The sequence below is a fragment of the Janthinobacterium sp. C22 genome (assembly GCF_057919405.1).
Map to the genome: position 1 here is coordinate 466,067 of NZ_CP193659.1, position 26,077 is coordinate 492,143.

18 protein-coding genes, 1 tRNA gene and 2 pseudogenes are annotated in these 26,077 nt (G+C 61.8%); 1 reads left to right on the forward strand and 20 read right to left on the reverse strand.

What is annotated here, in order from left to right:
- Positions 1–3: 3 nt before the first annotated feature.
- The 19 genes and pseudogenes from yjfF to ACRHIG_RS02180 all read right to left on the reverse strand — a co-directional run bounded on the left by yjfF (position 4) and on the right by ACRHIG_RS02180 (position 22,755).
- Positions 4–978 (reverse strand): galactofuranose ABC transporter, permease protein YjfF, encoded by a 975-nt coding sequence (gene yjfF, locus ACRHIG_RS02090; protein WP_489629233.1) that lies wholly within the window; start codon positions 976–978, stop codon positions 4–6.
- A pseudogene (locus ACRHIG_RS02095) lies at positions 975–2,059 on the reverse strand (ABC transporter permease). Before ACRHIG_RS02095 ends, yjfF begins: the two are co-directional and overlap by 4 nt.
- The gene (locus ACRHIG_RS02100) at positions 2,056–2,334 is read right to left on the reverse strand and encodes a hypothetical protein (RefSeq protein WP_489629234.1); all 279 of its coding nucleotides are present in this window, start codon (positions 2,332–2,334) and stop codon (positions 2,056–2,058) included. The pseudogene ACRHIG_RS02095 and the gene ACRHIG_RS02100 overlap by 4 nt, the downstream one beginning before the upstream one ends.
- Positions 2,313–3,596, reverse strand: coding sequence for a sugar ABC transporter ATP-binding protein (locus tag ACRHIG_RS02105; RefSeq protein ID WP_489629235.1), 1,284 nt, complete (start codon positions 3,594–3,596; stop codon positions 2,313–2,315). Before ACRHIG_RS02105 ends, ACRHIG_RS02100 begins: the two co-directional genes overlap by 22 nt.
- Positions 3,597–3,605: 9 nt before the next feature.
- Complete coding sequence (locus ACRHIG_RS02110; RefSeq protein WP_475417081.1) at positions 3,606–4,580, reverse strand: ABC transporter substrate-binding protein; 975 nt, start codon at positions 4,578–4,580, stop codon at positions 3,606–3,608.
- A 165-nt stretch (positions 4,581–4,745) separates the two neighbouring features.
- Complete coding sequence (locus ACRHIG_RS02115; protein ID WP_489629236.1) at positions 4,746–7,112, reverse strand: beta-L-arabinofuranosidase domain-containing protein; 2,367 nt, start codon at positions 7,110–7,112, stop codon at positions 4,746–4,748.
- A gap of 8 nt (positions 7,113–7,120) precedes the next feature.
- Positions 7,121–7,420: a family 43 glycosylhydrolase gene (locus ACRHIG_RS02120; RefSeq protein WP_489629237.1), complete on the reverse strand. Its 300-nt coding sequence runs from the start codon at positions 7,418–7,420 to the stop codon at positions 7,121–7,123.
- Complete coding sequence (locus ACRHIG_RS02125; protein ID WP_489629238.1) at positions 7,399–8,145, reverse strand: family 43 glycosylhydrolase; 747 nt, start codon at positions 8,143–8,145, stop codon at positions 7,399–7,401. Before ACRHIG_RS02125 ends, ACRHIG_RS02120 begins: the two co-directional genes overlap by 22 nt.
- Before the next feature lie 65 nt (positions 8,146–8,210).
- The gene (locus tag ACRHIG_RS02130; RefSeq protein ID WP_489629239.1) at positions 8,211–9,761 is read right to left on the reverse strand and encodes an alpha-N-arabinofuranosidase; all 1,551 of its coding nucleotides are present in this window, start codon (positions 9,759–9,761) and stop codon (positions 8,211–8,213) included.
- A gap of 242 nt (positions 9,762–10,003) precedes the next feature.
- Positions 10,004–10,771, reverse strand: a complete 768-nt coding sequence (locus ACRHIG_RS02135) for an SDR family NAD(P)-dependent oxidoreductase (RefSeq protein ID WP_489629240.1) — start codon at positions 10,769–10,771, stop codon at positions 10,004–10,006.
- A gap of 75 nt (positions 10,772–10,846) precedes the next feature.
- Positions 10,847–12,424: an aldehyde dehydrogenase (NADP(+)) gene (locus ACRHIG_RS02140; protein WP_489629241.1), complete on the reverse strand. Its 1,578-nt coding sequence runs from the start codon at positions 12,422–12,424 to the stop codon at positions 10,847–10,849.
- Positions 12,421–13,412 (reverse strand): annotated as a pseudogene (araD1, locus tag ACRHIG_RS02145) (AraD1 family protein). Before araD1 ends, ACRHIG_RS02140 begins: the two are co-directional and overlap by 4 nt.
- A gap of 12 nt (positions 13,413–13,424) precedes the next feature.
- A complete protein-coding gene (locus ACRHIG_RS02150; protein ID WP_489629242.1) occupies positions 13,425–15,146 on the reverse strand; it encodes an IlvD/Edd family dehydratase in 1,722 nt (573 codons plus the stop codon).
- 217 nt (positions 15,147–15,363) lie between these two features.
- Positions 15,364–16,434: an aldose epimerase family protein gene (locus tag ACRHIG_RS02155; protein WP_489629243.1), complete on the reverse strand. Its 1,071-nt coding sequence runs from the start codon at positions 16,432–16,434 to the stop codon at positions 15,364–15,366.
- Between the two features lie 17 nt (positions 16,435–16,451).
- Positions 16,452–17,399, reverse strand: coding sequence for a glycoside hydrolase family 43 protein (locus tag ACRHIG_RS02160; protein WP_475417090.1), 948 nt, complete (start codon positions 17,397–17,399; stop codon positions 16,452–16,454).
- A gap of 24 nt (positions 17,400–17,423) precedes the next feature.
- Positions 17,424–18,776 carry an MFS transporter gene (locus tag ACRHIG_RS02165; RefSeq protein WP_475417091.1) on the reverse strand — a complete coding sequence of 451 codons (1,353 nt, stop codon included), beginning with the start codon at positions 18,774–18,776 and terminating at the stop codon, positions 17,424–17,426.
- 109 nt (positions 18,777–18,885) lie between these two features.
- Positions 18,886–21,540 (reverse strand): TonB-dependent receptor, encoded by a 2,655-nt coding sequence (locus ACRHIG_RS02170; protein ID WP_489629244.1) that lies wholly within the window; start codon positions 21,538–21,540, stop codon positions 18,886–18,888.
- 479 nt (positions 21,541–22,019) lie between these two features.
- Positions 22,020–22,484, reverse strand: coding sequence for a helix-turn-helix domain-containing protein (locus ACRHIG_RS02175; RefSeq protein WP_489629245.1), 465 nt, complete (start codon positions 22,482–22,484; stop codon positions 22,020–22,022).
- A gap of 195 nt (positions 22,485–22,679) precedes the next feature.
- Positions 22,680–22,755, reverse strand: a tRNA-Arg gene (locus tag ACRHIG_RS02180).
- A 199-nt stretch (positions 22,756–22,954) separates the two neighbouring features.
- Between ACRHIG_RS02180 and ACRHIG_RS02185 the strand changes: the two genes are divergently transcribed.
- Positions 22,955–23,518 carry a c-type cytochrome gene (locus tag ACRHIG_RS02185; RefSeq protein ID WP_489629246.1) on the forward strand — a complete coding sequence of 188 codons (564 nt, stop codon included), beginning with the start codon at positions 22,955–22,957 and terminating at the stop codon, positions 23,516–23,518.
- Between the two features lie 307 nt (positions 23,519–23,825).
- Here ACRHIG_RS02185 and ACRHIG_RS02190 read toward each other — a convergent pair whose 3' ends face one another.
- Positions 23,826–25,901 carry a M13 family metallopeptidase gene (locus tag ACRHIG_RS02190; RefSeq protein WP_489629247.1) on the reverse strand — a complete coding sequence of 692 codons (2,076 nt, stop codon included), beginning with the start codon at positions 25,899–25,901 and terminating at the stop codon, positions 23,826–23,828.
- Positions 25,902–26,077: the final 176 nt, after the last annotated feature.

Below are 26,077 nucleotides of genomic sequence, written 5' to 3' on the forward strand. Positions count from 1 at the left end.
CGATTAACTCCCTTTGGTGGTTTTCTGGCCCATGGCCATCAGTCTTTGCACGACGCAAAAGACGAACAGCAGGCCGCCGATGACGATCTTGGTCCACCACGAACTGAGCGTGCCGTCGAAGGCGATCAGGGTCTGGATGGTGCCCAGCACCAGCACGCCGGACAGCGCGCCCGCCACGTAGCCATAGCCGCCGCTGAGCAAGGTGCCGCCGATGACGACGGCGGCAATCGCGTCCAGTTCCGTGCCTTGCGCATGCAAGCCATAGCCGGACAGCATGTAGAACGAAAACAGCACGCCGCCCAAGGACGCACAGAATCCGCTGAAGGCGTAAATGAAGACCTTGGTGCGGCCCACGGGCAAGCCCATCATCAGGGCCGACTGCTCGTTGCCGCCGATCGCATACACGGCGCGGCCGAACGGCGTGGCGTGCGCCAGCCAGATGGCCAGCAGCAGGGTCAGCACGGCAATCACGACGCCGGGCGAGACAAAGCCGCCGAGAAAGCCCAGTTGCGTCTGCGACATGGCCACGAACAGCGGATCATCGATGGTGATGGAATTGATGCTGATCAAATAGCACAGGCCCCGCGCCAGAAACATGCCGGCCAGCGTGACGATGAAGGGCTGCAACTTGAAATAATGGATCAGCGCGCCCATGCCGGCGCCAAACACGGCGCCCAGCGCCAGCACGGTAGCGATCACCAGGAGCGGCGGCCAGTGCGCCACGTTCAGCAGCCAGGCGGCGATCATGGTCGACAGGGCCAGCACGGAACCGACAGACAAGTCGATGCCGCCGGAGACGATGACGAAGGTCATGCCGACGGCGATCACCAGCAAAAAGGCGTTATCGATCAACAGGTTAAAGATCACTTGCGTGGACAGCAAGCCCGGGTAGGCGGCGCCGCCCAGGCCCAGCATCACCAGCAGCAGCAAGACCGTGACGAGCGAAGTGAAATACGGGGTGTGCAGCAAGCCCTTCATGCTTTTCTCCGATGCAGCAATTGCTTGAATTCCGACGATTGCGACAGGCAGACGAGGAAGACGACGACGGACTTGACGACCATGTTGACTTCGGGCGGCACACCGAGCGAATAGATCGTGTAGGTCAGGGTCTGGATGATGAGGGCGCCGATCATGCTGCCGACCAAGCTGAACTTGCCGCCGGCCAAGGACGTCCCGCCCAGGGTGACGGCCAGGATGGCGTCCAGTTCCAGCATCAGGCCCGCATTGTTCGCGTCCGCGCTCTTGATGTTCGAGCTGATCATCAAGCCCGACAAGCCCGCGCAGGCGGCGCAAAAGACGTAGACGAAAAAGATCAATGTCGCCGTCCGGATGCCGGCCAGGCGCGCGGCGACGGGGTTGATGCCGACGGCCTGGATGAACAGGCCCAGGGCCGTTTTGCGCATCAGCAAGGCCGTGATGATGAACACGGCCGCCACGAGGAACAGGGAGAACGGCAAGCCGAACAGGTAACCGCTGCCAATGAAAAAGAAGGGCTGATAGTAGACGGTGACGATCTGTCCATCCGTCAGCAATTGCGCCAGGCCACGCCCCGCCACCATCAGGATCAGGGTGGCGACGATGGGCTGCAAACCGAGACCGGCCACCAGCACGCCATTCCAGGCGCCGCACAGCAGGGCCGCGCCCAGGGCCGCCGCCAGGGCCCAGCCCATGGGGATGTTGCTCACGTAGGTCGGCACGCCGTTCTCCATCACCATGGTGCCGCCGATCAGCATGGCCGCCACGGTGCCGGACAGGGCCACGACGGCGCCCACGGAAATGTCGATGCCGCGCGTGGCGATGACGAGGGTCATGCCCAGGGCCGCCAGCATCAGGGGGCGGCGCGGTTGACGATGTCGATCACGCTGCCGTACAAATGGCCGTCGCGAATTTCCAGATGGAAAAAGCCGGGGATGGCGCAGAAGGCCACCAGCAACAGCAGCAACAGCGCGGCCAGGGGCCGGCTCAGGGGGTGGTGTAAAACGGTATGCACAATGGAAGAATCCGTGGTGGCAGCCGCCCGCGCCGCAGGGGCGGCGGGCGACGAAGTGGATACGCTCATGCGGTCTCTCCGGCAATCACTTGCAGCACGGAACTGTCATCGAGCTCGCCGCGCGCATAGTCGCCGCAGGCCTTGCGGTCGCGCATGACGACGATGCGGTCGCTGCAGCGCAGCACTTCGGGCAGTTCGGACGAGATGAACAGGATGGCCATGCCCTTGCGGCACAGTTTGGCCACATAGCTCATGATTTCCTGCTTGGCGCGCACGTCGATGCCGCGCGTCGGTTCGTCGAGAATCAGCATGGCGGGCGATGTCACCAGCCAGCGCGCCAGCAAGGCTTTTGCTGGTTGCCGCCCGACAGGCTGCCGATCGGCGTTTCGATGCTGGCCGTCTTGATGCCGAGCGCCTTCACGTATTCATCGGCCAGCGCCTGCTGGCGTTTGAACGGAATGGCGCGCAGCAAGCCGGTGCGGGCTTGCAAGGCCAGGATGATGTTTTCGCGCACGGACAGCGACAGGATCGCCCCCTCGTGCTTGCGGTCTTCCGAGCAGAAACCGATGTCGCGGGCAATCGCGTCGCGCGGCACGGCGAACTGGCGCGGCTGGCCCTGCATGGTGATCGTGCCCGAATCGGCCTTGTCGGCGCCGAACAGCAAGCGCGCCAGTTCCGTGCGGCCCGAACCGAGCAAGCCGGCCAGGCCCAGCAATTCACCCTGGCGGATGTGGAAATCCATGGGCAGCAAGGCGCCCTTGCGGCCCAGCCCTGTTGCTTCCAGCACGTTCGGACCGAAGCTGGCCGCGCCCGCTTCTTGCGCCAGGTCGAGTTCTTGCGCTTGGGTATCGGCCGCCACGCCGATCATTTTATTGACCAGCGCCAGGCGCGACAGTTCGCTGCACGCGTATTCGCCTTCGCGCTCGCCATTGCGCATGACCGTGATGCGGTCGGAAATGGCATAGGTCTGGTCGAGAAAGTGGGTCACGAACAGGATTGCCATGCCCTGCTCGCGCAAACGGCGCAGCACGGAAAACAGCAGATGGACTTCCGCCTCGTCCAGGCTGGACGTGGGTTCGTCGAGGATCAGCACGCGGGCCGAAATATTCAGCGCGCGCGAAATGGCCACCATTTGCTGGATGGCCAGCGGAAAGCTGGACAATTGCGCCGTGACATCGATATCGATCTGCAACTGTTGCAGCAAGGCACGCGCCTGTTGCTGCATGGAACGCCAGTCGATAGCCCCAAAGCGGCGCGGGTAGCGGCCGATAAAGATGTTTTCCGCCACCGACAGGTTCGGACACAGATTGACTTCCTGGTACACGGTGCTGATGCCGAGCGCCTGCGCGTCCGAGGTGGACGCGGGGGCGATGGGCTTGCCGTCGAGTAAAATCTGGCCGCTGTCGGGCGTGTAGACGCCCGTCAGCACCTTGATCAGGGTCGATTTCCCGGCGCCGTTTTGCCCCATCAACGTGTGCACTTCGCCCGGATACAGGCGCAGGGCAACGTCGCTGAGGGCTTTGACGCCGGGAAAGGATTTGCTGATGCCGCGCAACTCCAGCAAGGGAGCTGGCGCGGCCGTGTGATGCGCTTGCGTATTCATCATGCGGCAAGCTTAGTACTTACGGTTCGGAAATTCCTTGGCGGCCACCTCGGCAGGGAACACGCCTTCCACCGTCGTGATGCGCGCCGGCACGGGCTTGCCGGCCACCACATCGCGGGCGATGGACATCAATTGCGGACCCAGCAGCGGGCTGCACTCGACGGTGACGTTCAGCTTGCCGGCGATCATGGCTTCGAACGCGCCTTTGACGCCATCGATCGAGATGATGATGATGTCCTTGCCCGGTTTCATGCCCGCTTCTTCGATGGCCTGGATGGCGCCGATGGCCATGTCGTCATTGTGTGCGTACAGCACGTTGATCTTCTTGCCTTCCGCCTTCAGGAACGCTTCCATCACTTCCTTGCCCTTGGCGCGCGTAAAGTCGCCCGTTTGCGAACGGATGATCTTCATCTTCGGATTCTTGCCCACCACTTCCAGGAAGCCGGCCTTGCGGTCGATGGCGGGCGCGGAACCGACCGTGCCCTGCAGCTCGACGATATTCAGCGTGGCATCCGGGGTTTTCTTGGCGTGCTCGAGCAGCCACTGGCCGGCGCGGCGGCCCTCTTCCACGAAGTCCGAACCGATGAAGGTCACGTACAGCGATTTATCGGCCACGTTGACGGCGCGGTCCGTCAGGATGACGGGGATCTTGGCGGCCTTGGCTTCGCGCAAGACGGTATCCCAGCCCGATTCCACGACGGGCGAAAAGGCGATCACGTCGACCTTTTGCGCGATGAACGAGCGCAGCGCCTTGACCTGGTTTTCCTGCTTTTGCTGCGCATCGGCAAATTTCAGGGTGACGCCATCTTTCTTGGCCGCCTCCTTGATGGAGACGGTATTGGCGGTGCGCCATTCGCTCTCGGCGCCCACCTGCGAAAAGCCCATGACGAGGGGCTTGGCGGCAAACGCGGAAGGCGTGGCGAAGGTGGTGGCGGAAGCGGCCAGCAGCATGGCGCTGGCGAGGAGGGTGCGGCGGCTCAAGGTCATTCTTGTCTCCAGTTTTTTATTGGAATACCATCACAGCCGGATGCCGGATGGGCGGTTTTTTATGAACCCATGGTAGGAGAAAGCAACATAGCCATCCAATCAATTCTTTTTCGCTTGCGATACCGATTTGCGTATCGGTAGAGGGAGGCCATCCTCCCCTCCCCGTCAGCGCAGCAGGCGCAGCCCGTACAGGCCGCCCGCCACGGAGTCCTTGCCGGCGACAAATTTCACGACCAGCTTGCCCTTGGCGGCCGCTACCAAAGCCGCAGGCACGGCGAGATCCACCGTATGCAGCTCCTGCGGCGCATCGGCCGCCACGGCCACCGTGGCCACTTTCGTGCCGTTGAGCAGCACGTCGAACACGCGGCCCGCATCGAGGGTGGACAGGGTCAGGCGCAGGGTTGCCGCTTCGCTCTTCGGGTCGCTGAGGTCATAGCTGAACCAGCCCGTCGCATGGCGCCAGTGCCGGCCCTTGTAGATGCCGTTCTCGCCCCCTTCGGCCTTGAAAAAATGGTCGGATTCCGGCTGCTGCTGTCCCGGCGCCACCTGGTCGATGGTGAGCGCATCCAATGCCAGGCGCTGCGCTTCCGCCTGGCGCGTCGTGTCCTGCAGCTGCGCCAGTTTCGCGGGCGTGGAGACGGGCCAGTACAGCATGTAGCGCGAGTCGTGCAGGCGGAAAAACGGGATCAGTTTTATCTCCGCCGCATCCTTGCCCTGGATCAAGCCGGGCGCCGTGAACGTCAACGGCTGGCCTTTCACGGGGCGGATTCTCCGCATGAAATCCTTCTGATCGCTGACGAACAGGGACGACGATTCCAGCGGACACACCTGCCCCTGGGCGATATGGCCCATGCGCGAGTCATCGGCAAAATAGTTCAGTTGTTCATACGCGAACGGCTGCGTCCTGGCGGCCAGCACGATGGGGCCGTGCAGCACGGCATAGTAATTCGACTGGTCCGGCATCTGTTCCAGGCGCGTCGTCATCGGCAATGTGACGTCAACCGTGTCGCCCGTTTTCCAGGCGCGCGCAATGGTCACATATTCACCGGGCGCGCCGGACACGCGCAGGGCCTTGCCATTGAGCTTGACGCGCAGCTTGCCCTTGGCTACCCACTGCGGGTAGCGGATCTTCAGGCTGAAGGTTTTATTGCCCGTGAATTGGCCAAGCGTGATGCGCGTCGTGTCGCGGTCAGGGAACTGCGTGCTCTGGATAATCTTGACGCCCTGCTCCTGCCAGTCCAGGGTGGACGCCATGAACAGGTTCACGTACAGGACGTCGGCGTCGTGAGCGTAGATGAATTCGCCATATTTGGCCTGGCTTTCGATGCCGGAACCCACGCAGCACCACATGCCCTTGTCCACCTGCGAATACACGCGGTAGTGGTTCGGGCGCATGGGCGTGAAATACACGAAGCCGCCCGTGCCGGGCCGCTGCGACGACAGGATATGGTTGTACAGGGCGCGCTCGTAGTAATCCGCGTATTGGACCTGCTCGTCTCGGCGGAACAGCTGCTGCGTGAGCTTGAGCATATTGTAGGTATTGCAGGTTTCCGGCCCTTCCACCTCTTCCACCATCGAAGAAAAGTCGTGTTCGTCGTGGAAATGTTCCTTGACGCTGTTGCCGCCGATGGCCACCGTGCGCTTGTCGTGCACGGTTTGCCAAAAGAATTGCGCCGCCTGCTGCCAGTCGCGCCGGCCCGTCAAGGCGCCGATGCGCTCGAAGCCGATGACTTTCGGGATTTGCGTATTCGCATGCAGGCCCGTCAGCTTGTCCTGTTGCGCCGCCAAAGGTTGCAAGACCGCTTGATGCGAGAAGCGCACGGCCAGGTCCAGATACTTTTGCTCGCCCGTCATCGCATAGACGTCGGCCAGCACCTCGTTCATGCCGCCGTGCTCGGCGCGCAGCATGGCCTGCATCTGCGCGTCGGACAAGGAGGCCGAGAGTTTCACGGCCCAGTCCGACAAGGCGATCAGCATGGCCTTCGCCTCGACATTGCCGGCGTACTGGTAGGCGTCGCGCAAGCCGGCGAATACCTTGTGCAGGTTGTACCACGGCACCCATTTACCGTTGACGGAGAAGGTATCGGCCTGCATTTCTCCCTTGGCGATGGCTTGCCAGGCGGCATTGCCGTCAGGAATGCCACCGAGGTAGCCATTGCCATTGGCGTCCTGGCATTGCTTCAGTTCCGCCAGCATGTAGTCGAGGCGCGCGCGCGCCTGGGCGTCGCCCGTGGACGCCACCATCAGGGCCAGCGCAGACAGATAATGCCCGCCCATGTGGCCGTCGAGCCCCGTCGATTCCCAGTTGCCATAGCTGGGCTGGATCTGCGGCAAGCCCGCCTCGCGGCGAAATGGCGCCAGCAGCTTATCCGGGTCGAAGGCCAGCAGATACTGCAAGTCCGTCGTCTGCGCATCGAGAAACGGCCCCGCTCCCAGGCGCACGGACGAGAGGGGAAACAGCTGGGCCGCCTGCAAGCCGGGCGTGGCCAGTCCGCCGGCGGCCAGCGCCAGCATCAACCAGGTTGTTTTCATGGCGGCGCCTAGGGCTTGGCGGCCGGCAATTCACGGCTCTGGTAGCGATTCAAGTCGCGCGGGTCCACCTGCGGCCAGCCGTCCTTGTCCCACGTCATGGGCAATATCTTGAGCTTCTGCAAATAGTTATCCGCCGTCTCGTAGGCGTGCAGCACCAGATAATCCTTGCCGTCAAAGTTATAGGCGCTGTTGTGGCCCAGGCCCGTCCAATCCTTGTCGCCTTTCAAGACCACCGTGCCGCCGCCCTGCGCCATGTCGCGGCCACCCTTGTCCAGATACGGCCCCGTCACGCTCCTGGCACGGCCCACGGCCAGGTGGTAGGTGCTTTTTCCTTCTGGCAGCACAAACCCCAGGAGACGAAGAGAAAGTAATCGTTGCCGCGCTGGAAGATGAACGGCGCCTCGATTTCCTCGGGCGCGGGCTTGAATTCGCCCGTCCGTGGCGGCAGCGGCGCACGGCGCGCCAGCGAATGCCACTCTTGTGGTTCCGCAATGGTTTTCCAGTCCGCGTTGAGTTTCACCAGCTTGATGCCGTTCCAGAACGAACCGAAGGCCATCCACGGCGTACCGGCCGCATCGGTGACGATGTTCGAATCGATGGCGTTCCACTCGTCGCGCTCGGGCACCGATTGCAGCAGCATGCCCTGGTCGACCCAGCGGTAATCGGGCGAGCGGGGATTCAGGGTGGTGTTGACGGTCACGCCGATGCCGGAGGTGTTCTTGCCGAAGCCGGACACGGAGTAGTACAGGTAATATTTGCCGTCATGGAATTGCACGTCGGGCGCCCAGATATGGTCGTCAAACGACGGTGCGGCCGTCTTGGCCCAGGTCGGCTGGCCCGCGAAGACGCGCCCTTCCGGCCGCCAGTCGACCATGTTTTTCGAGCTGTAGAAGGTAATGCCGGGGCCCGTGCTGTACAAATAATACGTGTCGCCTTCCCTGGCCATCACGGGGTCGTGTACGCTGACCTGGGCCGCTTGGGCGGGGATGAAGGCAAGCATGGCCGCCAAGGCCATCATTGTCGAAAAGTGCATCGTGTTCTCCACATGGCCAGCCGGCCCGTCATGCGGGCCGGCTGGATACCTCAAAATCGGCAGGTTTATTCGACCGCCACCACCACGACGGCCTTGGCGGGCACCGACACGGTCAGCTTGCCGCCCTGCGCCTGGGCATTGAACGCCACCGGCTGCACGGCTTGCGGTTGCGCAAAGCTGTTGACGGCATCCATCTTGCCTGCGGTCAGCACGCGGCCGTTCACGCTGGCCACTTGCTTGCCCGCCAGTGCTACGTTGACGTCGACGGCCTTATGCGGGTTCGTGTTGACCAGGGACAAGTACACCTTGCCATCCTTGCCACGGGCGGCCGAAGCGCTCACTTCAGGAATGCTGACCTTGCCCAGGCTGTACTTGCCATTGCCCTGAATGGCGACCGGCAGCGAAGTGGCGTCCTGGAACGGCACGTACATTTCAAACGCGTGATACGTCGGCGTGAGGAAATATTTGTCCTTGTCCGTGATGATCATCGCCTGCAGCACGTTGACCATTTGCGCGATATTCGTCATGCGCACGCGGTCCGCATGGGCGTGGAAGATATTGAAGTTCAGGGCGGCGACGAGCGCGTCGCGCAAGCTGTTTTGCTGGAACAGGAAGCCCGTGTTGGTGCCCGGTTCCACGTCGTACCAGGTGCCCCATTCATCGACGTACAGGCCCGTCTTTTTCGACGGGTCGTTCTTGTCGATGGCGGCGAGATTGTTCTTGATCAAGCTATCGATGCGCAGGGTGCGGCTCAGGGTGGATATCCATTGATCTTCGCCAAAGCCCGTGGCGGCGCCCTTCTTTTCCCAGACACCGGTCGGCACCGTGTAGTAGTGGAAACTGATGGCATCCATCATGTTCGGCTTGATTTCGCGGCTCAGGGTGCTGGACCAGCTGATGTCGTCGTCATTGCCGCCGCTGGCGATGAATTTCGGGCGCGCGCTTTCCGGCGTCTTCATGAAGGTGTGATAGTGCTTGTACAGGTCGGCATAGTACTGCGGGCGCATATTGCCGCCGCAACCCCAGGCTTCATTGCCGATGCCAAAGTAATCGACTTTGTATGGCTGGGCGCGGCCATTCTTGCGACGCAGCTCGGCCAGGGTGGATTTACTGTCCGACGTCATGTATTCGAGCCATTCGGACATTTCCTGCGGCGTGCCCGAACCGAGGTTGCCGTTGATATAGGTCTGTGCGCCCAAGAGCTCGGCCAGGTCGAAGAATTCATGCGTGCCGACGGCGTTCGACTCTTCCACGCCGCCCCAGTTGGTGTTGACCTTCGTCGGGCGCTTCTCGCGCGCGCCGATGCCATCCTTCCAGTGGTATTCATCGGCAAAACAGCCGCCCGGCCAGCGCACCAGCGGCACGTGCAACTGTTTCAGCGCGCCCAGCACGTCATTGCGCCAGCCCTTGGTGTTCGGAATGCTGGACTCCGGCCCCACCCACATGCCTTCGTAGATGCCGGTGCCCAGGTGTTCGGCGAACTGGCCATACACGTTCTTGTTGATCACGGGACCGGGCTTGGCCACATCGATGGTGACCTTGACGGGCGCGGCAAAGGCGCCGCCGACGGCCATGGCCAGGCTGAGGGCCACGATGCTGGTATGGATGAATTTCATGCTGTCTCCTGTTTTTTAGTGAAAAGCAAGGGCCGGGTCAACCCCGGCAAAATCTGGATGTGGCGATGCCTCTCCTGCCGCGGGGTTGGGGCGGCAAGAGCGGTGTTGCAAAAGGGAAAGGGGTAGCTGCGGAAAAACCCGCGCCCGACAAAACGCCCAGGGCTAGGCGCAGGGGCGAAGACAGTACGCTAGTACATCAGTACGATGACTTCCACCCCTGCAACAACGCCCTGGACGTTTTGTCAAACCCAGCCGGCATCGACGATGAATTCCTGACTGGAGCACATCGCGCCGTCATCGGAGGCAAGGAACAACACCATGGCGGCGATGTCCTGCGGCATCAGTTTATTCGGCAGGCACTGGCTTTTCTTGATTTCCGCTTCCGCCGCCTCGTCGACCCACAGGTCGATCTGGCGCTGCGTCATGACCCAGCCGGGCGTGACCGTGTTGACGCGGATATTGTGGGCGCCATAGTCGCGCGCCAGGCCCCGCGTGAGGCCCACGACGGCCGCCTTGGTGGTGGCGTACACAGGGTAGCCGCCCGACTTCATGTGCCAGGAAATCGAGCTGACGTTGATGATGGAACCGCCGCCCTTGCGCTTCATGCCTTCGAAGACGGCCTGGCAGGTGAAGAACATGGGACGTTGATTGATCGCAATGCGCTCGTTCCAGTATTCCAGGGTCACGTCCTGCGCCTGGTGGCGCTGGTCGTTGGCCGCGTTGTTGACGAGGATATCGAAGTCGCCCAGCTTCTGCGCCAGTTCCGCCATGACGGCTTGCAGGGAAGCAATATCCGTGATGTCGCAATGGCGGAACAGTGGCGCCGCCAGGCCCGCTTCAGCCAGGCGGCGGCACAGGGCCTCGCTCGCTTCCACGGCGATGTCGACAAACGCCACCAGCGCGCCCTGGGCGGCAAACTCCGCCACCAGGGATTCGCCGATGCCGCTGCCGCCGCCCGTGATGAACACGCGCTTGCCCTGCAAGCTGCCATATTTCGCCAATTGCTTCATCTTGTCTCCACCTGTTTATTTTTATGTACACGTGCACCGCAGCGTACCGCATTCGATATGCGGCTCGCCGTGTTGTTATTCCTTGCCCAACACGCCGTCCTTGCGGCGCCAGATACTGAGCGGATTATCATCGCGCAGCGACTCCGGCAGCAAGTCCTGCGGCAGGTTCTGGTAAGACACGGGGCGCAGGAAACGGTTGATGGCTGCCGTGCCTACCGACGTGCTGCGGCCGTCCGAGGTGGCCGGGAACGGGCCGCCGTGCACCATGGCCGTCGACACTTCCACCCCCGTCGGGAAACCGTTGGCCAGGATACGGCCCACGCGGCGCTCCAGCACGGGCAGCAGGCGGCGCGCATCGTCCAGGTCGCCCGCATCCATCTGCAGGGTGGCCGTCAGCTGGCCTTCCAGGCTTTCCGTGATCGCCAGCATTTGCTCGATGTCGCGGCACGCCACCAGCAGGGAAGCGGGACCGAACACTTCGTCGCGCAGATCGTGCCTGGCCAAAAACGCCTCGCCCGAGGTGACGAACAGGGCCGCGGCGCCCTTGCCTTCGTCGCCCGTGTTTCGCACCAGCGGCGTGACATCGGCATGCTGCGCCAGCGCGGCCACGCCCTTGGCATAGCTGCTGGCGATGCCGGCCGTCAACATGGTGGCGGCCGGAGCCGGCGCCAGCGCTTCGGCGGCGGCGGCGGCAAACGCCGTGAAGTCAGGGCCTTCCAGACCCAGCACGAGGCCGGGATTGGTGCAGAACTGGCCCACGCCCATCGTCAGCGAGGCGGCAAAACCGCTGGCGATCGCCGCGCCACGAGCGGCCAAAGCTTGCGGCAGCACAAACACGGGGTTGATGCTGCTCATTTCCGCATACACGGGGATCGGCTGCGGGCGTTCGGCCGCCACCTTCATCAGGGCGATGCCGCCCGAACGCGAACCCGTGAAACCGACGGCCTGGATGGCCGGATGGGCGACCAGCGCCTGGCCGATGCCATTGCCCGTGCCCGTCAGCAAGGCGAACACGCCGGCCGGCAGCTGGCAGAGGGCAATCGCCTTGACGATGGCGCGCGCCACCAGCTCGGACGTGCCCGGATGGGCCGAATGGGCTTTCAGCACGACGGGGCAGCCGGCAGCCAGGGCCGAGGCCGTATCGCCGCCGGCGACGGAGAAGGCCAGCGGGAAGTTACTGGCCGCAAACACGGCGACGGGGCCCAGGCCGATCATGCGCAAACGCAAGTCAGGACGCGGCGGCACGCGGTCGGGCAACGCCGAATCGATGCGCGCATCGGTCCACGATCCTTCGCGCAGCAAGCCCGCGAACAGTTTTAATTGACCGACGGTGCGGCCGCGTTCACCTTCCAGGCGCGCGCGCGGCAAGCCGCTTTCCGTCATGGCGCGCACGATCAGCTCGTCGCCCAGTTCACCGATTTGCGCGGCGATGGTGTCCAAAAAGTCGGCACGCTGCGCATCACTGGTGGCGCGGAACGGGTCGAATGCGGCTTGCGCCAGGCGGCAGGCTGTATCGATTTGCGCTACGTCAACCATGTGGAAGGCGGGCGCGATGTGCGCGCGCGCGGCCGGGTCCCACGCTTCGAAGGAGCCGCCATTGCCCTTGACGGCGACGCCGCCGATCAATGCATCACCGGTGATATTGAAACTCATAATGTGCTCACTTTCGCAAATTCGGTTGGGAAGAGGTCGAGGCGGTTGCGCAAGGCAGGGCCAAAGGCCGGCGCTTCGATTTCAAAGGTTTCGCCCGGCGCCACGCTCACGCCATCGGCAAAGCTCAGGGTGGCCGTGCCGAAGAAATGCACGTGCACGTCGCCAGGGCGCTTGAACAGCGGATACTTGAAGTGATGGTGCTCGAGGTTGGCAATCGTGTGCGACATATTGTCTTCGCCGCTGACGAACGCCTTTTCCCAGCGCACCTTGCCGGCCGCATCGAGCACGCGCGAGGCGCCGGCTATATGCGCGGGCAATTCGCCCACCAGCAGGGCCGGGCCCACGCTGCAGACGCGCAGCTTCGAGTGGGCCAGGTACAGATAGTTCTGGCGTTCCGTCACGTGATCCGAGAATTCATTGCCGATGGCGTAGCCGACCCGGTAAGGCTGGCCGTCGTCGCCGATCACGTACAGGCCGGCGATTTCCGGCTCTTCGCCGCCGTCGAGGGCAAAGTCCGGCATGCGCAGGGCTGGCCGCCAGCGCGCACGATGGAGCCGTCGCCTTTATAGAACCACTCGGGCTGGGCGCCGGCCGTGCCGTCGGCCGGCTTGCCGCCTTCCACGCCCAGGCGGAACATTTTCATGGAGTCGCTCAAGGAATCAGCGTCGCCGCCGATCTTCTTGTGCATGGCGTCACGCGCGCCGGCGCTGCCCAAATGGGTCAGGCCCGTGCCCGTCACGTAGCAGTGCGCCTCGTCCGCATGGTCGAGCGGCGCCAGCAAACGGCCGCTGGCGGCCACATCCGCATACGCATGCGTGGCGTTGCCGACGCTGGCGTTCACCAGTTCCGCCAGGCTCACCTTCTTGCGGATGGCGTCTTGCGCCAGCGCATACGTCGTGTTGTAGCCTTCGATAACGCGGATGACGTCGTCTTGCAGCAGGCCGACGAGGCGGCCGCCATGTTCATTCGTAAATTGCAGCAACAGCATGGGATTCTCCGCTTAATGTGAGTGGCGCGGCACGGCGGAACCGCGATTGCCGACCAGGAAGTCGAAATCGCAGCCTTCGTCGGCCTGCAACACGTGTTCGATGTACAGCTGCTGGTAGCCGCTCTTCGGTCCGGGCGCGCTGCCCAGTTCGCGGGCCGCCAGGCGCTCGGCGATTTCCGCGTCGCTGATGTCGAGGTTCAGGCTGCCGGCGTGGCAGTCGAGGGCGATCATGTCGCCATCCCTGACGATACCCAGCGGGCCGCCCGCCATGGCTTCCGGCGCCACGTGCAGGACGACGGTGCCGTAGGCGGTGCCGCTCATGCGCGCGTCCGAGATGCGCACCATGTCGGTGATGCCTTGCGCCAGCAGTTTCGGCGGCAAGCCCATGTTGCCCACTTCGGCCATGCCCGGATAGCCTTTCGGGCCGCAATTTTTCATCACCAGCACGGAATTGGCATCGACGTCGAGGTCCGGATCGAGGATGCGCGATTTATAGTGCTCGAAATCCTCGAACACGACGGCCTTGCCCCGGTGCTGCATCAAATGCGGCGAAGCGGCCGATGGTTTCAGCACGGCGCCGCGTGGCGCCAGGTTGCCGCGCAGCACGCAGATGCCGCCATCGGCCAGCAGCGGGTTGTCCAGCGTGCGCACCACTTCATCGTTGTAGATCGGCGCTTCGACGCAGTTGTCCCAGATCGACTTGCCGTTGACGGTCAAGGCATTCTTGTGCGGCAGCAAGTCACCCTCGCCCAGGCGGCGTATCACGGCCGGCAAGCCGCCCGCGTAGTAAAACTCTTCCATCAGGAAACGGCCCGACGGCAGCAGGTCGACGATGGTCGGCGTGCCGCGGCCCGTTTTCGTCCAGTCTTCCAGCTCCAGCGGCACGCCGATGCGCCCGGCAATGGCTTTCAAATGGATCACGGCATTGGTCGAGCCGCCGATGGCCGCATTGACCTTGATGGCATTTTCAAACGCCTCGCGCGTCAGCACTTTCGACAGGCGCAGGTCTTCGTGCACCATTTCAACGATGCGGATGCCCGACATATGCGCCAGCACGTAGCGGCGCGAATCGACGGCGGGAATGGCCGCGTTGTGCGGCAAGGACGTGCCCAGCGCTTCGGCCATGCTGGCCATGGTCGAGGCCGTACCCATGGTGTTGCAGGTGCCTGCCGAGCGCGACATGCCCGATTCGGCCGACATGAACTGGTGCAGGGTGATCGATCCCGCCTTCATCTGCTCGTGCAACTGCCATACGGCCGTGCCGGAACCGATGTCCTTGCCGTTCAGCTTGCCGTTCAGCATGGGGCCGCCGCTGACGACGATGGTGGGAATGTCGACGCTGGCCGCGCCCATCAGCAACGCCGGCGTCGTCTTGTCGCAGCCGACCAGCAGCACGACGGCGTCCATCGGATTGCCGCGGATCGACTCTTCCACGTCCATCGACGCCAGGTTGCGCGTCAGCATGGCTGTCGGGCGCAGATTCGATTCGCCGTTCGAGAAGACAGGGAATTCCACTGGGAAACCGCCCGCTTCCAGGATGCCGCGCTTGACGTGCTCGGCCAGCTGGCGGAAATGCGCGTTGCAGGGGGTCAGTTCGGACCAGGTATTGCAGATGCCGATGATGGGCTTGCCGTGAAATTCGTGGTCAGGTATGCCCTGGTTTTTCATCCAGCTGCGGTACATGAAGCCGTTCTTGTCCTGCGAGCCGAACCACTCGGCGGAGCGCAGGGCCACCTTCTTTTTGTCTCAGACATGCCATTCTCCTGGTTGTGCCATGCCGGATCTAAGGTCGTCGGCCCGGGCAGCGATGTTGGAATACTAAAGAATCCTGCCATGCCTTTCCAATCAATTTTTAATGCGTTCCGATATCGAAAACGATATCGGCATGCACCAATGAAAACGCCCTGCGGGCGCGTGGCGGCAGGTCGTGGAGGTATTGGGGGTTAGACGATTACTCTACGGAAAACCGGTAGACAGTTTCCGTCCGGTATTCCTCGCCCGGGCGCAAGATGGTGTTCGGGAAATGCGCCTGGTTCGGCGCATCGGGGAAATGCTGGGTTTCCAGGCACAGCGCGCTGCGGTAGCTGATGGCGCGCAGCTTGCCGTACTGGCTGCTGTCGAGGAAATTGCCGGAATAAAACTGGATGCCCGGTTCCTGCGTGTACACCTGCATCACCCGGCCCGATTGCGGATCGCGCACGGTGGCCGCCAGGTTCAGCAGCTGACCGGGTTGTTGATTCAGCACAAAATTATGGTCGTAGCCGCGGCCGATGCGGATCTGTTCATGCGGCAAGTCAATGCTGTCGCCGATGACGGTGCTCTGGCGCAAGTCGAATGGCGTGCCGGTGACGTCCGCCAGCTCGCCCGTGGGAATCGAACCGACATCGACGGGCAGGTAACGGTCCGCATTGACGGACACTTCGTGGCCAAGGATATGGCCCTGCCCTGCCAAGTTGAAATAGCTGTGGTTGGTCAGGTTGACGGGCGTGGCCAGGTCCGTGATGGCATGGTAGCGCAGGCTCAGCGCATTATCGTTGTCCAGCTCATAGGTCAGCGTGACGTCGAGCTTGCCCGGGTAGCCGTCTTCGCCGTGCGGGCTGCTGCGCGTGAACGTGACGCCCACGGCGTCTTCCTTCGTGAACGGTTCGGCCTGCCACATCACCTGGTGATAGCCTTGGTTTCCGCCATGCAAGTGATTCGGTGCGTTGTTGACGGCCAGCTGGTAATCCTTGCCGTCGAGGCTGAAACGGCCTCCGGCAATGCGGTTGCCGTAGCGCCCGATGACGGCGCCCAGGAAAGCGCCGTTGTGCAGATACGGCTCGATGCGCTCGAATCCGAGCACCACGTCGGCAAAGGCACCAGTGCGGTCCGGCACGTGGATTTCGCTGATGATGGCGCCAAAGTCGAGCACTTTCACCTGCATGCCCTGGCGGTTCGTCAGGGTAAACACAGTGACGTGGTCGCCGCCGGGCAGGACGCCGAACGGCGCTTGCGTCACTGAAACAGAATCAACTGGGGTCATGGCGTCGGGTCCAGGGTTTACAGGGTCGATGAGCGGCCAAACACGGGCATGCCCTGCGCATCCCAGCGCAGCGGTTTGACAAACGTGTGGCGGTCCGGGTTCCACAGCGGGTCGCCAACGATTTCCGTGTAGGTGCGGGCATGGTACACCAGCAATACGCCATCGCCATCGGCGGCCGTCGTAAAGCTGTTGTGGCCGGGGCCGTAGATGCCGTGCTCATAGCAGGTGGCAAACACGGGCGCGGGCGACTTCGTCCACGCCGCCGGATCGAGCAGGTCGGCCGTGGCATCGGCCCACAACAAGCCCATCGCGTAGTTTTCATCGGTGGCGCTGGCCGAATAGCTGATGAAGATCTTGCCATTGCGTTTCAGCACGGAGGGTCCCTCGTTGACCCAGAAGCCGCGGATTTCCCAGTCGAATTCCGGCTTGCTCAGCATCACGGGCGGGCCGGCCAGCTGCCACGGCGTAGCCATCGGCGCGATATACAGGTTCGAATTGCCTTCGATGGCGACATCCTTCTGCGCCCACAGGTAGTACAGCACGCCGTCGTGCGTAAAAGTGGTGGCATCCAGGCAGAAGGTGTCGATGCCCGTGTCGATCTGTCCCATGAATTCCCATTCGCCTTCGAGCGGGTTGGCGTTCGTGTTACGGATCGCATACATGCGGTGCTGGAACAGCTTATGCTTGATTTCGCGGCTCGGCGCGGCGGCGAAATACACATACCAGGCGCCCTGGTTGAAGTGCAGCTCGGGCGCCCACACCAGCTCGCTGTACGGCCCCGTATCCGGCTTGTGCCACACGTCGACCGTTTGCGCGTCGGCCAGGCCGGCGATGCTGGCGGCACGGCGCAGTTCGATGCGGTCGTACTGGGGCACGGACGCCGTAAAGTAATAATAGCCGTCGCTGTGGCGGTAGATATGCGGGTCGGCGCGCTGTTCGATCAGCGGTTTCAAGACGTCTGCCATGTTGCTTACTCCATTCAATTATTCTTACGCAGCCACGTAGCCGCGCTTGTGCATTTCGGTTTTCACTCCCGTGTAATAGCTGTCGCTGATGCGGTACTTGAACATCAGCAAGCCCATCAGCAAGTGGAAGAAGCCGGGGATGACCGACAGCATCAGGGCGATGCCGTTCAGGGCGAATTGCGTTTGTTCATGGTTGGGCTGGTAGTCGAAGTACGCGAGCAGCACGCCCACCAGGCCGCCTGCCACCGCCATGCCCGCCTTCTGGCACACGGAAATGCCGCCAAACGCGAAGCCGGAGACGCGCTTGCCCGTCTTGACTTGACCGTAATCGATGGTTTCCGCGATGGCCGACCAGAACACGGGCGCATGCAAGTCCACCACGAAGGACAGCAGGAAATACAGGGCGAAGGCCAGCACGGTGTCGCTCGGCTTCACGAAGAAATAGATCGCCAGGCTGATCAGTGCGACGCCGATCTGCGTGTAGCGGAACAGCTTTACCTTGCAGTAGAACTTGGTGATCCAGGTCGAGGCGATCATGGCCAGGATGGCGGCCACCACGCCCGTGGTCAAAAAGGCGGCCACCGTTTCCGTATTGCCACCCAGATAGTATTTCGCGTAATAAATGGCGACGGAGCCGCGCACCACATAACCGATGGTGCCCGTGACGCACACGCCGCACAGCACCAGCCACTGGTCGTTCTGCAGCAGCACTTTCAACTGTTCCAGCAAGGACTGTTTTTCCACCACGTGCACGACACGCTCGGTGGTGGAAAAATAGCAGAACAGGAACAGGGCCACGCCCATGACGGCCATCACGGCCATGGCCGCCTGGTAGCCGACGGCCGGGTTGCCGCCGCCCCAGCGCTGCGACAGGATAGGCACGACGATGGTCACCATGAAGGCGCCGATCTTGGCGAAGAACAAACGGTAGCCGTTGGCCGACAGGCGGTCCTGCGGGTCGCTGGTGAGGCCGCTGATCAGGGAAATATAGGGGATGCCCACGCCGGCCGTCATGATGGTCATCAGGATATACGTCGAATATGCCCAGATCAGCTTGGCGTCATATTGCCACTCGGGCGTGCTGAAGACGAAGAAGACGCTGACGCCATACGGCACGGCCAGCCACAGCAGATACGGGCGGTAGCGGCCCGAGGCAAAGCTGTAGCGGTCGGTGATCTGGCCCATGACCAGGTCGGCGATGGCGCCGATGACTTTCACGGCCACGAACAGCAGGGCAAGATCCGTGGTTTTCAAGCCATAGATATCGGTATAGAAAAAGGTGATGATCAGCATCATCGACGAGATGACGACATTGAGCGCCATGTCGCCGGCGCCGAAGCCGACCTTTTCAACGGTGGATAATTTTTGCGTCTCCATGCTTTCCGTCCATTCTTTTGATGATGAATCGTGCGTGACTGCCCAACTGACAGGGGCGCTGCCGGCCGAAACCATGGCAACGCCCTTGATTTTTTACTGTGCGATCAACTTACATTTTCCAGCGCAGTGATAACCCTACCGTGCGGTCATAGCGCCGCGTATCGCGCGCATACACGCCCGGCTCGTTCCAGTAATCCTTGAACTTGGTGTCGAGCAAGTTATTCCCATCGAGGGTTACCGTGAACTGCTCGTTGATCTTGTACGACAGCGAACCGTCGAGCTGGGCCGTCGGCGCCACTTTCAAGTCCAGGCCGGGGCCGCCCTGGTTGTAGCTGTCGATGAATTTCGAGCGCCAGTTGTAGGCCAGGCGGCCCGACCACGCATCCTTTTCGTACAGCAGCACCAGGTTGTACGAGTAGCGCGACACGCCCGTGATGGCATGGCTGCCCGTCTCGTCGTCGGTGGTGCCGCTCATGTAGGTGCCGTTCGCCTGCAGGCCCAGGCCACTCAGGATGCCGGGCAAGCCGTCATAAAACTGCTGGTAGCCGATTTCCAGGCCTTGCAGCTTGCCGGCGGCCGTGTTGTACGGACGGTCCACGTCGTAGGTCTTGCCACCGATGGTTTCGCTGGCAATGCGTTGCTGGATATAGCCGTCGAACTTGTGGTGGAACACGGTAGCCGTGACGGACCCGGCTGGCGCGAAATACCATTCCAGCGCGGCATCGACATTGTCGCCCGTCACCGGCTTCAAGTTCGGATTGCCGCCCGCGCCCGTCGCCTTCACCGTTTCCGTCGAGTTGACGAGGGCCACGCCCGGGTTCAGCTGGGAAAAGCCGGGGCGGCTGATGGTGCGGCCCGCGGCGAAGCGGCCGACCAGGTCGGAACGCAGCTTGATTTTCAGGGCCACGCTCGGCAGCACGTCGGTGCTGGCCGTGTCGCTGACGACGGGCGTGTACACGCCATCTTCGGAAGTATTGCCCTGCAGGCTTTGTTCGGTGCGCACGACGCGCACGCCCACGGTGCCGTCGACGGGGTAGGCGCCCAGCTTGAAGGCGACCTTCGCCTTGGTATAGATCGAATACGTCTTTTCCGTATCCTTGAAGAACGAACCCGGATCCATGGCGCGCGCCGCGCTGCTGCCCGTGACGGCTTGGCGCACGGTGCCCGTGTTATTGAGCAGGAAGCTGGCGCACGGCGTGTACCACTGCTTCAAGCCATAGTCGGGGCCGCCGCCGGACATCGATTCCGACAGGCAATTGAGGCCCGGAATCGACGTCACGCTCTGGCGGCTGAACGGAAACGCGGCGCCGGACACGTCCGGTGCTTCCGCATTGCCCTCGAAACTCTTGATCGATTCGGCTTCGCGCTTGACGCCGCGCACGCCGACGCTGATTTCCTTGAAAATGCCGCCGGCGCTCGGCGTGTACGCCAGGTCGGCGCGCACATCGTTCGAGCTGCCCTGGTCCTTGCCGTAGCGGTCGAAGAAGCCCTTCAGATAGTAGTTCGACGGGTCTTGCAAATCGATGCCCGTGTAGTCGACGTGCAGGGTACCGTTCTGGTTGGTATTGATGGTGGCATTCGGCACCTGCGTGATGGCATCGAGGATGGGGTTGCGCCATGTGAACGTGCTTTTGGTCCTGGCCACTTCCGACGTGAAACGCCACTCCGGGTTGATATCCCACAAGCCGCCCACGGCAAACTGGTGCGTCTTCGTCTGGTTCTTGTTCGCCTGCGTCGACATGATGGTGTTGACGTTGGTCGAGGTCAGGGTTTGCAGCTGGTTGCTGCCGGGAATCCTGGTCGCCGACACGGGCGTGCCCCACCAGGGCAAGCCGACGAAGTAATCGGACTCGGCGTCGAGCAGGAAGCGCGTGGCCATGCCTTCGGCATACAGTTCGACGTCGGCGTTCGGGCGCCATTGCAACACGGCATTGGCGGTCGTGCGGCGGCGGTCACCCTTGATCGGCAACAAGCCCACCTGGTCCGGCGCCGTCAGGCCGGGCGAAAAATAACTCTTGTCCACGGGCGCCGTATTGAACGCGCGTTCCTCGTGGTAACGGTGTTGCTGCTGCGACAGGCCCAGCAGCGCGCCCACCTCGCCGATGCCCGTCTTCCAGCGGTTCGCCACCATGCCGCTGACGTTCGGGTCCGTGGCTTTCGATTTGTCGCTGTAGACGGCACGCGTATTCACGCTGGCCGTGAACTCCTTGAAGTCGAACGGACGGTTGGTCCGCACGTCGATGATGCCGGCCACGCCGCCTTCGACCTGGTCGGCGCCCTGCGACTTGTACACGTCCACGCGCTGCAGCATGGTGGCGGGAATGTCGGCCAGGTTGACATAGCGGCCCGTGGTGGTGAACAGCTCGCGGCCGTTGAGCAGGGTCGTGACATCGCGCAAGCCGCGGATCATGACGGCGCTGGCTTCGCCCGAATCGCGGCGGATCTGGATGCCGGAAATGCGCGCCAGGGTCTCGGCCACGTTGTTATCGGGGAATTTGCCGATGTCGTCGGCGACGATGGAATCGATGACCTGGTCCGAGCGCATCTTGATCTGCTGCGAATTTTGCGCCGAGCGGCGCACGCCGCTGACGGTCACGACAGCCACTTCCGCGGCAGGCTCGGCACTGGCATCGGCCGCCACTGCATCCTGCGCCCAGACCGAAGCCGTGCTCAGCAAGCCGATACCGGCCAATGCCGCGACGGCTGCCTTCAACATGAATGGACGAGGGAAAGTGGCCGCGAGCGGGCCGGTGGCGTTGCGCATCATGAATCTCCAGATATTGTATTGATATTTTTTGTGCTGCTTGCATGTCGTGCGCATGCTCGGCGTTTATCTTAGGGGCTGGGCGATAATCTCTCCAATCAATTTTTCCACTGTTTCGATATCAATTTTGATATCGATGGCTGGGTGACTTTGGAGGTTGCAAACCGACAACGGCAGGGGCGTCAGGGACATTTCAGGCGTGATCATGCCTAAAAAAACGGCAGTACACGCTCCAGGACGCGGAGGCATGTATTTAAAGGGGAGGTGGAGCGGTGGAGCGGCTATTGCCGGGTTGCTGAAGCAGACGCTAAAGCAAGGCGACCGCGGAACGCAGCAACGTGCCCAGCTGCGGCAAACCTTGCGCTTCGTAAGTGGCAATCAATTCGGTAGCGGATATGAGGGATTCAATAGATCGCGCAAGGGGGCCGGATACAACACACAGGCATCGAGGACGGCAGTGTAACGGTAGTATCCAGCCATCAGTATCCCAGTTCAAGCTCCTGCGCCTGATCTGCCAAGGCCTGCAAGGCCTGTTGCGAACGCCGTTTGCGCTCATCCTTGTACTGCACCACATCCTCAAAGCGCAGCCGCCTGTGCGTACCCACCTTATGATGAGGAATCTTCCCTGCCTCAAGCAGGCGCACCAGGTAGGGACGTGACATATTCAGGTACATGGCCGCTTCCTGTGTCGTCACGTCATGTTCCTTCGGCATGACCGTCACGGCCTTACCTTGGGCCAAGGTACCTAAGACATCGGCAAACAGGCGCAACACATTCGGCGGCAAACGCAGCAAGGGTGCATCGCCCAAGTCCTGCGCGCCCTCTTCCAGAACAGCAATCTTCACGGCACGAGAATGATCAAGCGCACTCACCAAGCAGCGCTGCGCCGCCTTCGCCAGTTCCAGGTCTTCTTTATTGTCCAGACGATCAAGCACATTCGACATGGCATCCTCCCTACTTTCCATGGAAGCTTACGAACCAAACGCAATAAACGCAACCAAAATAGTATAACAATTTGTGCAGGGACAAGCACGGCACGACGTTTTAATGGCAAGGCGAACAGATACAGGCCGACAGAAAGCCAGCGCCATCAACTGCGACATGGTGGAGAAATGATCTGGAAACGATGAGGAAAATCTTGGTGCGGCTGGCGGGGATCGAACCCACGACCCTTGGCTTCGGAGGCCAATACTCTATCCACTGAGCTACAGCCGCGTAGGGGGAATTTCTGAAGTGATGCGAAGGATACCGTTTTTCTTTACCTACGTCTACGGAAACTGTCGTATCGCTGGCAATTGCATGTCACTGCTCAATTTTTGTGCCTATAATTGTGGGTTTCATAAAGGTTTACATACAGGCATGTAAAAATGCTACCTTACACGGCCATCAGTTTCAAATCTGGACTAAGGACATCATGAGCGACGCACATAACGAACAACAATCAGCGATCAAAACGCCTAAACAATTGCTTGCCGCCGTAGCGGGCTTCTTCCTCGTCACCGTCATCGGCATCATCCTGCTGGTGCAGTTCGTCACGGCGCAAAAACTGACGGGCGCCGGCACGGACAGCCAGTCGCCCGAAGCCATCGATGCCCGCTTGAGCCCGGTGGCCAATGAAGGCTTTACCTTCAAGGATGCCAGCGGCCCGAAAGTGCTGCAAAGCGGCGAAGCCGTCTACACGGCCACCTGCGTGGCTTGCCATGGCGCCGGCGTGGCCGGTGCGCCGAAGTTTGGCGACGCGGCCGGCTGGTCGGCCCGCCTGGCCCAGGGCTACGATACGGTCCTGAAACACGCCATCGAAGGCTTGCGCGCGATGCCTGCCAAGGGCGGCAATCCCGACCTCGACGATGTGGAAGTGGCGCGCGCCGTGGTCTATATCGCCAACGCATCGGGCGGCAAGTTCAAGGAACCGGAAGTGCCGGCACCGGCCGCAGCTGCTGACGGCGCCAGCGTACCAGCCGCCGAGCCTGCCAAGTAAGCAGCGCAGCACCCGTATCGAGGAACCGCCCCCAGGGGCGGTTTTTTTGGCCCGACGTTTGCGTTACATCAGGCCGTAAAAAAGCCGCCCGGCTTGCGCGGGGCGGCTGGCAACTTATGCCTTGAACTAAGTAACCCCCAATAAATTATTGTGATTTCTGACTTCTATAACCGGCGCTCTGCAAGGTGGCCGACGAGGCTTGCTCGCTGCTAGCAGTGCTCGCACTGCGTCGCAGTGAGCGCCTTGCATAGCATCCGATTCTATTCGTCATAAATTCACACTAATTTCCCGAGGATTACTTAGCGTCTTACCACATGATGACGCGGTCTTTCGGCGGCAGATACATCTTGTCACCCGGTTTCACGTCAAAGGCTTGATAGAAACCTGGCTGGTTGCGCATGGTGCCGTTGGCGCGGAACTGGCCTGGCGAATGCGGGTCCGTCTTCAACAAGACCAGTTGCTGCGCTTCACGCATCTTCATGCGCCATACCTGGGCAAAGCCCGCATAGAAACGCTGCTCGCCCGTGAAACCGTCGATGACGGGAGCTTGCTTGCCGTTCAGCGACAATTTATACGCCTTGTAGGCGATCGCCACGCCGGAATTGTCGGCGATGTTCTCGCCCAGGGTCAGCTCGCCGTTGACGAAGTGGCCTTTGACGGGGCTGAAGCTGTTGTACTGCGCCACCAGCTGCTTGGTTTTCTTGGCGAAGTTTTTATGGTCGGCCTTGGTCCACCAGTCGCGCAGATTGCCGTCGCCGTCGTACTGGGCGCCCTGGTCGTCGAAACCGTGGCTGATTTCATGGCCGATCACGCCGCCGATGGCGCCGTAGTTGACGGCGTCGTCCGCCTTGGCGTCGAAGAACGGTGCCTGCAAAATGGCGGCCGGGAAGACGATTTCGTTCAGTTCCGGGTTGTAATAGGCGTTCACGGTCTGCGGCGTCATGCCCCACTCGTCGCGGTCGATAGGCTGGCCCAGCTTGTTCAATTCGCGGTTGTAATTGAGCAGGTGCGAACGCTGGATGTTGCCGATCAAATCATCGGGCGCCACCGTCAGGCCCGAGTAATCGCGCCATTTGTTCGGATAGCCGATCTTGGTGGTGAACTTGGCCAGCTTGATTTGCGCCTGTTTCTTGGTGACAGGACTCATCCAGTCGAGCTTGTCGATGCTTTGCTTGTAGGCCGTCATCAGGTTTTTCACCAGCGCTTCCATGCGCACCTTGCGCTCGGCCGGGAAATACTGCTCGACGTACAGCTGGCCCACGGCTTCGCCCAGCGCGCCTTCGACGGCGCCCACGCCGCGTTTCCAGCGCGGACGCATTTCCGTCACGCCCGTCAGGGTGGTGCCATAGAAGGCGAAGTTTTCATCGACATACGCTTTCGGCAGGTAGCCGGCGTTGGCGTGCAGCAAGTGCCACTGGAAATATGCTTTCCACGTTTCCAGCGGCGTCCTGTTGGCGATCTCGGCAAAACCTTTCAGGTAGCTGGGCTGGCTGACGATCACATAATTGACCTTGCCGGCGATGCCCGTGTCCTTCAGGTAGCGGGCCCAGTCATAGCCTGGCGCCACGCTGGCCAGTTTCGCCAGTTCCACCTTGTTGTAGGTCTTGACGGGATCGCGGTTCTGCACATTGCTCCATTGGGCCTTGGCCAGCTCCGTTTCCAGCGCGAGGATGGCTTTCGCGTTCGCGGCCGCGTTCGCATCGCCCGCCAGGCTCAGCATTTTTTCCACATGGGCCAGGTATTTGGCGCGCGTGTCGGCCTTGCCCTCTTCCAGGTAGTAATCGCGGTCAGGCAAGCCCAGGCCGCTTTGCACGATGTCGGCCACGTATTTGGTGGAATCCTTGGCATCCTGGTGGATGCCGAAATCGTACGGCGAGGTCACGCCCAGCTTGCTGAAGTGGGCGATCACGGCTGGCAATTCCGCCTTGTCCTGCAGCGCGGCGATCTTCGCCAGTTCCGCGTTCAAGGGCGTCAGGCCCAGGCTTTCCAGCTTGGCTTCGTCCATGAAGCTGTTATAGAAATCGCCGATCTTCTGGGCGTTCGAGCCGGCCGCGCGGGCCTTGTCGGCGGTAGCGCCTTCGACGATACCGCGCAGCTGCGTTTGCGTATCGTCGGCCAGCTTGGCAAAGCTGCCCCAGCTCGACTTGTCAGCAGGAATCACGGTTTCCGCCAGCCATTTGCCATTCAAGTGCTGGAACAGGTCGTCCTGCGCGCGCACGGCAGGATCGACGTATTCGATGGCGATGCCGGAGGTCAGCGCGGCCGATGCGGCGGCCGTGGCGGGAGCGGCAGCAGCTTTCTTGGCCGCATCAGCGGCGCCAGCCATGCCGGACACGCCGGCCAGCAAACTCAGGGTCAATGCACTTAACAAATAACGATTCACGGTTGTCCTCTATATTGTATTGTGTGAAATATAAGGGTCAGAAGGCCCAAGGCTTCTGGCCCGGTTTTTGACTGTAGCATACCGACCGAAACGACAGAAAAAACTTTGGCAAGAATACAAAAAAGACCACGCAAGTGGTCCTTTCTGTTGTGACAAGATAACGTTTACATGACGTA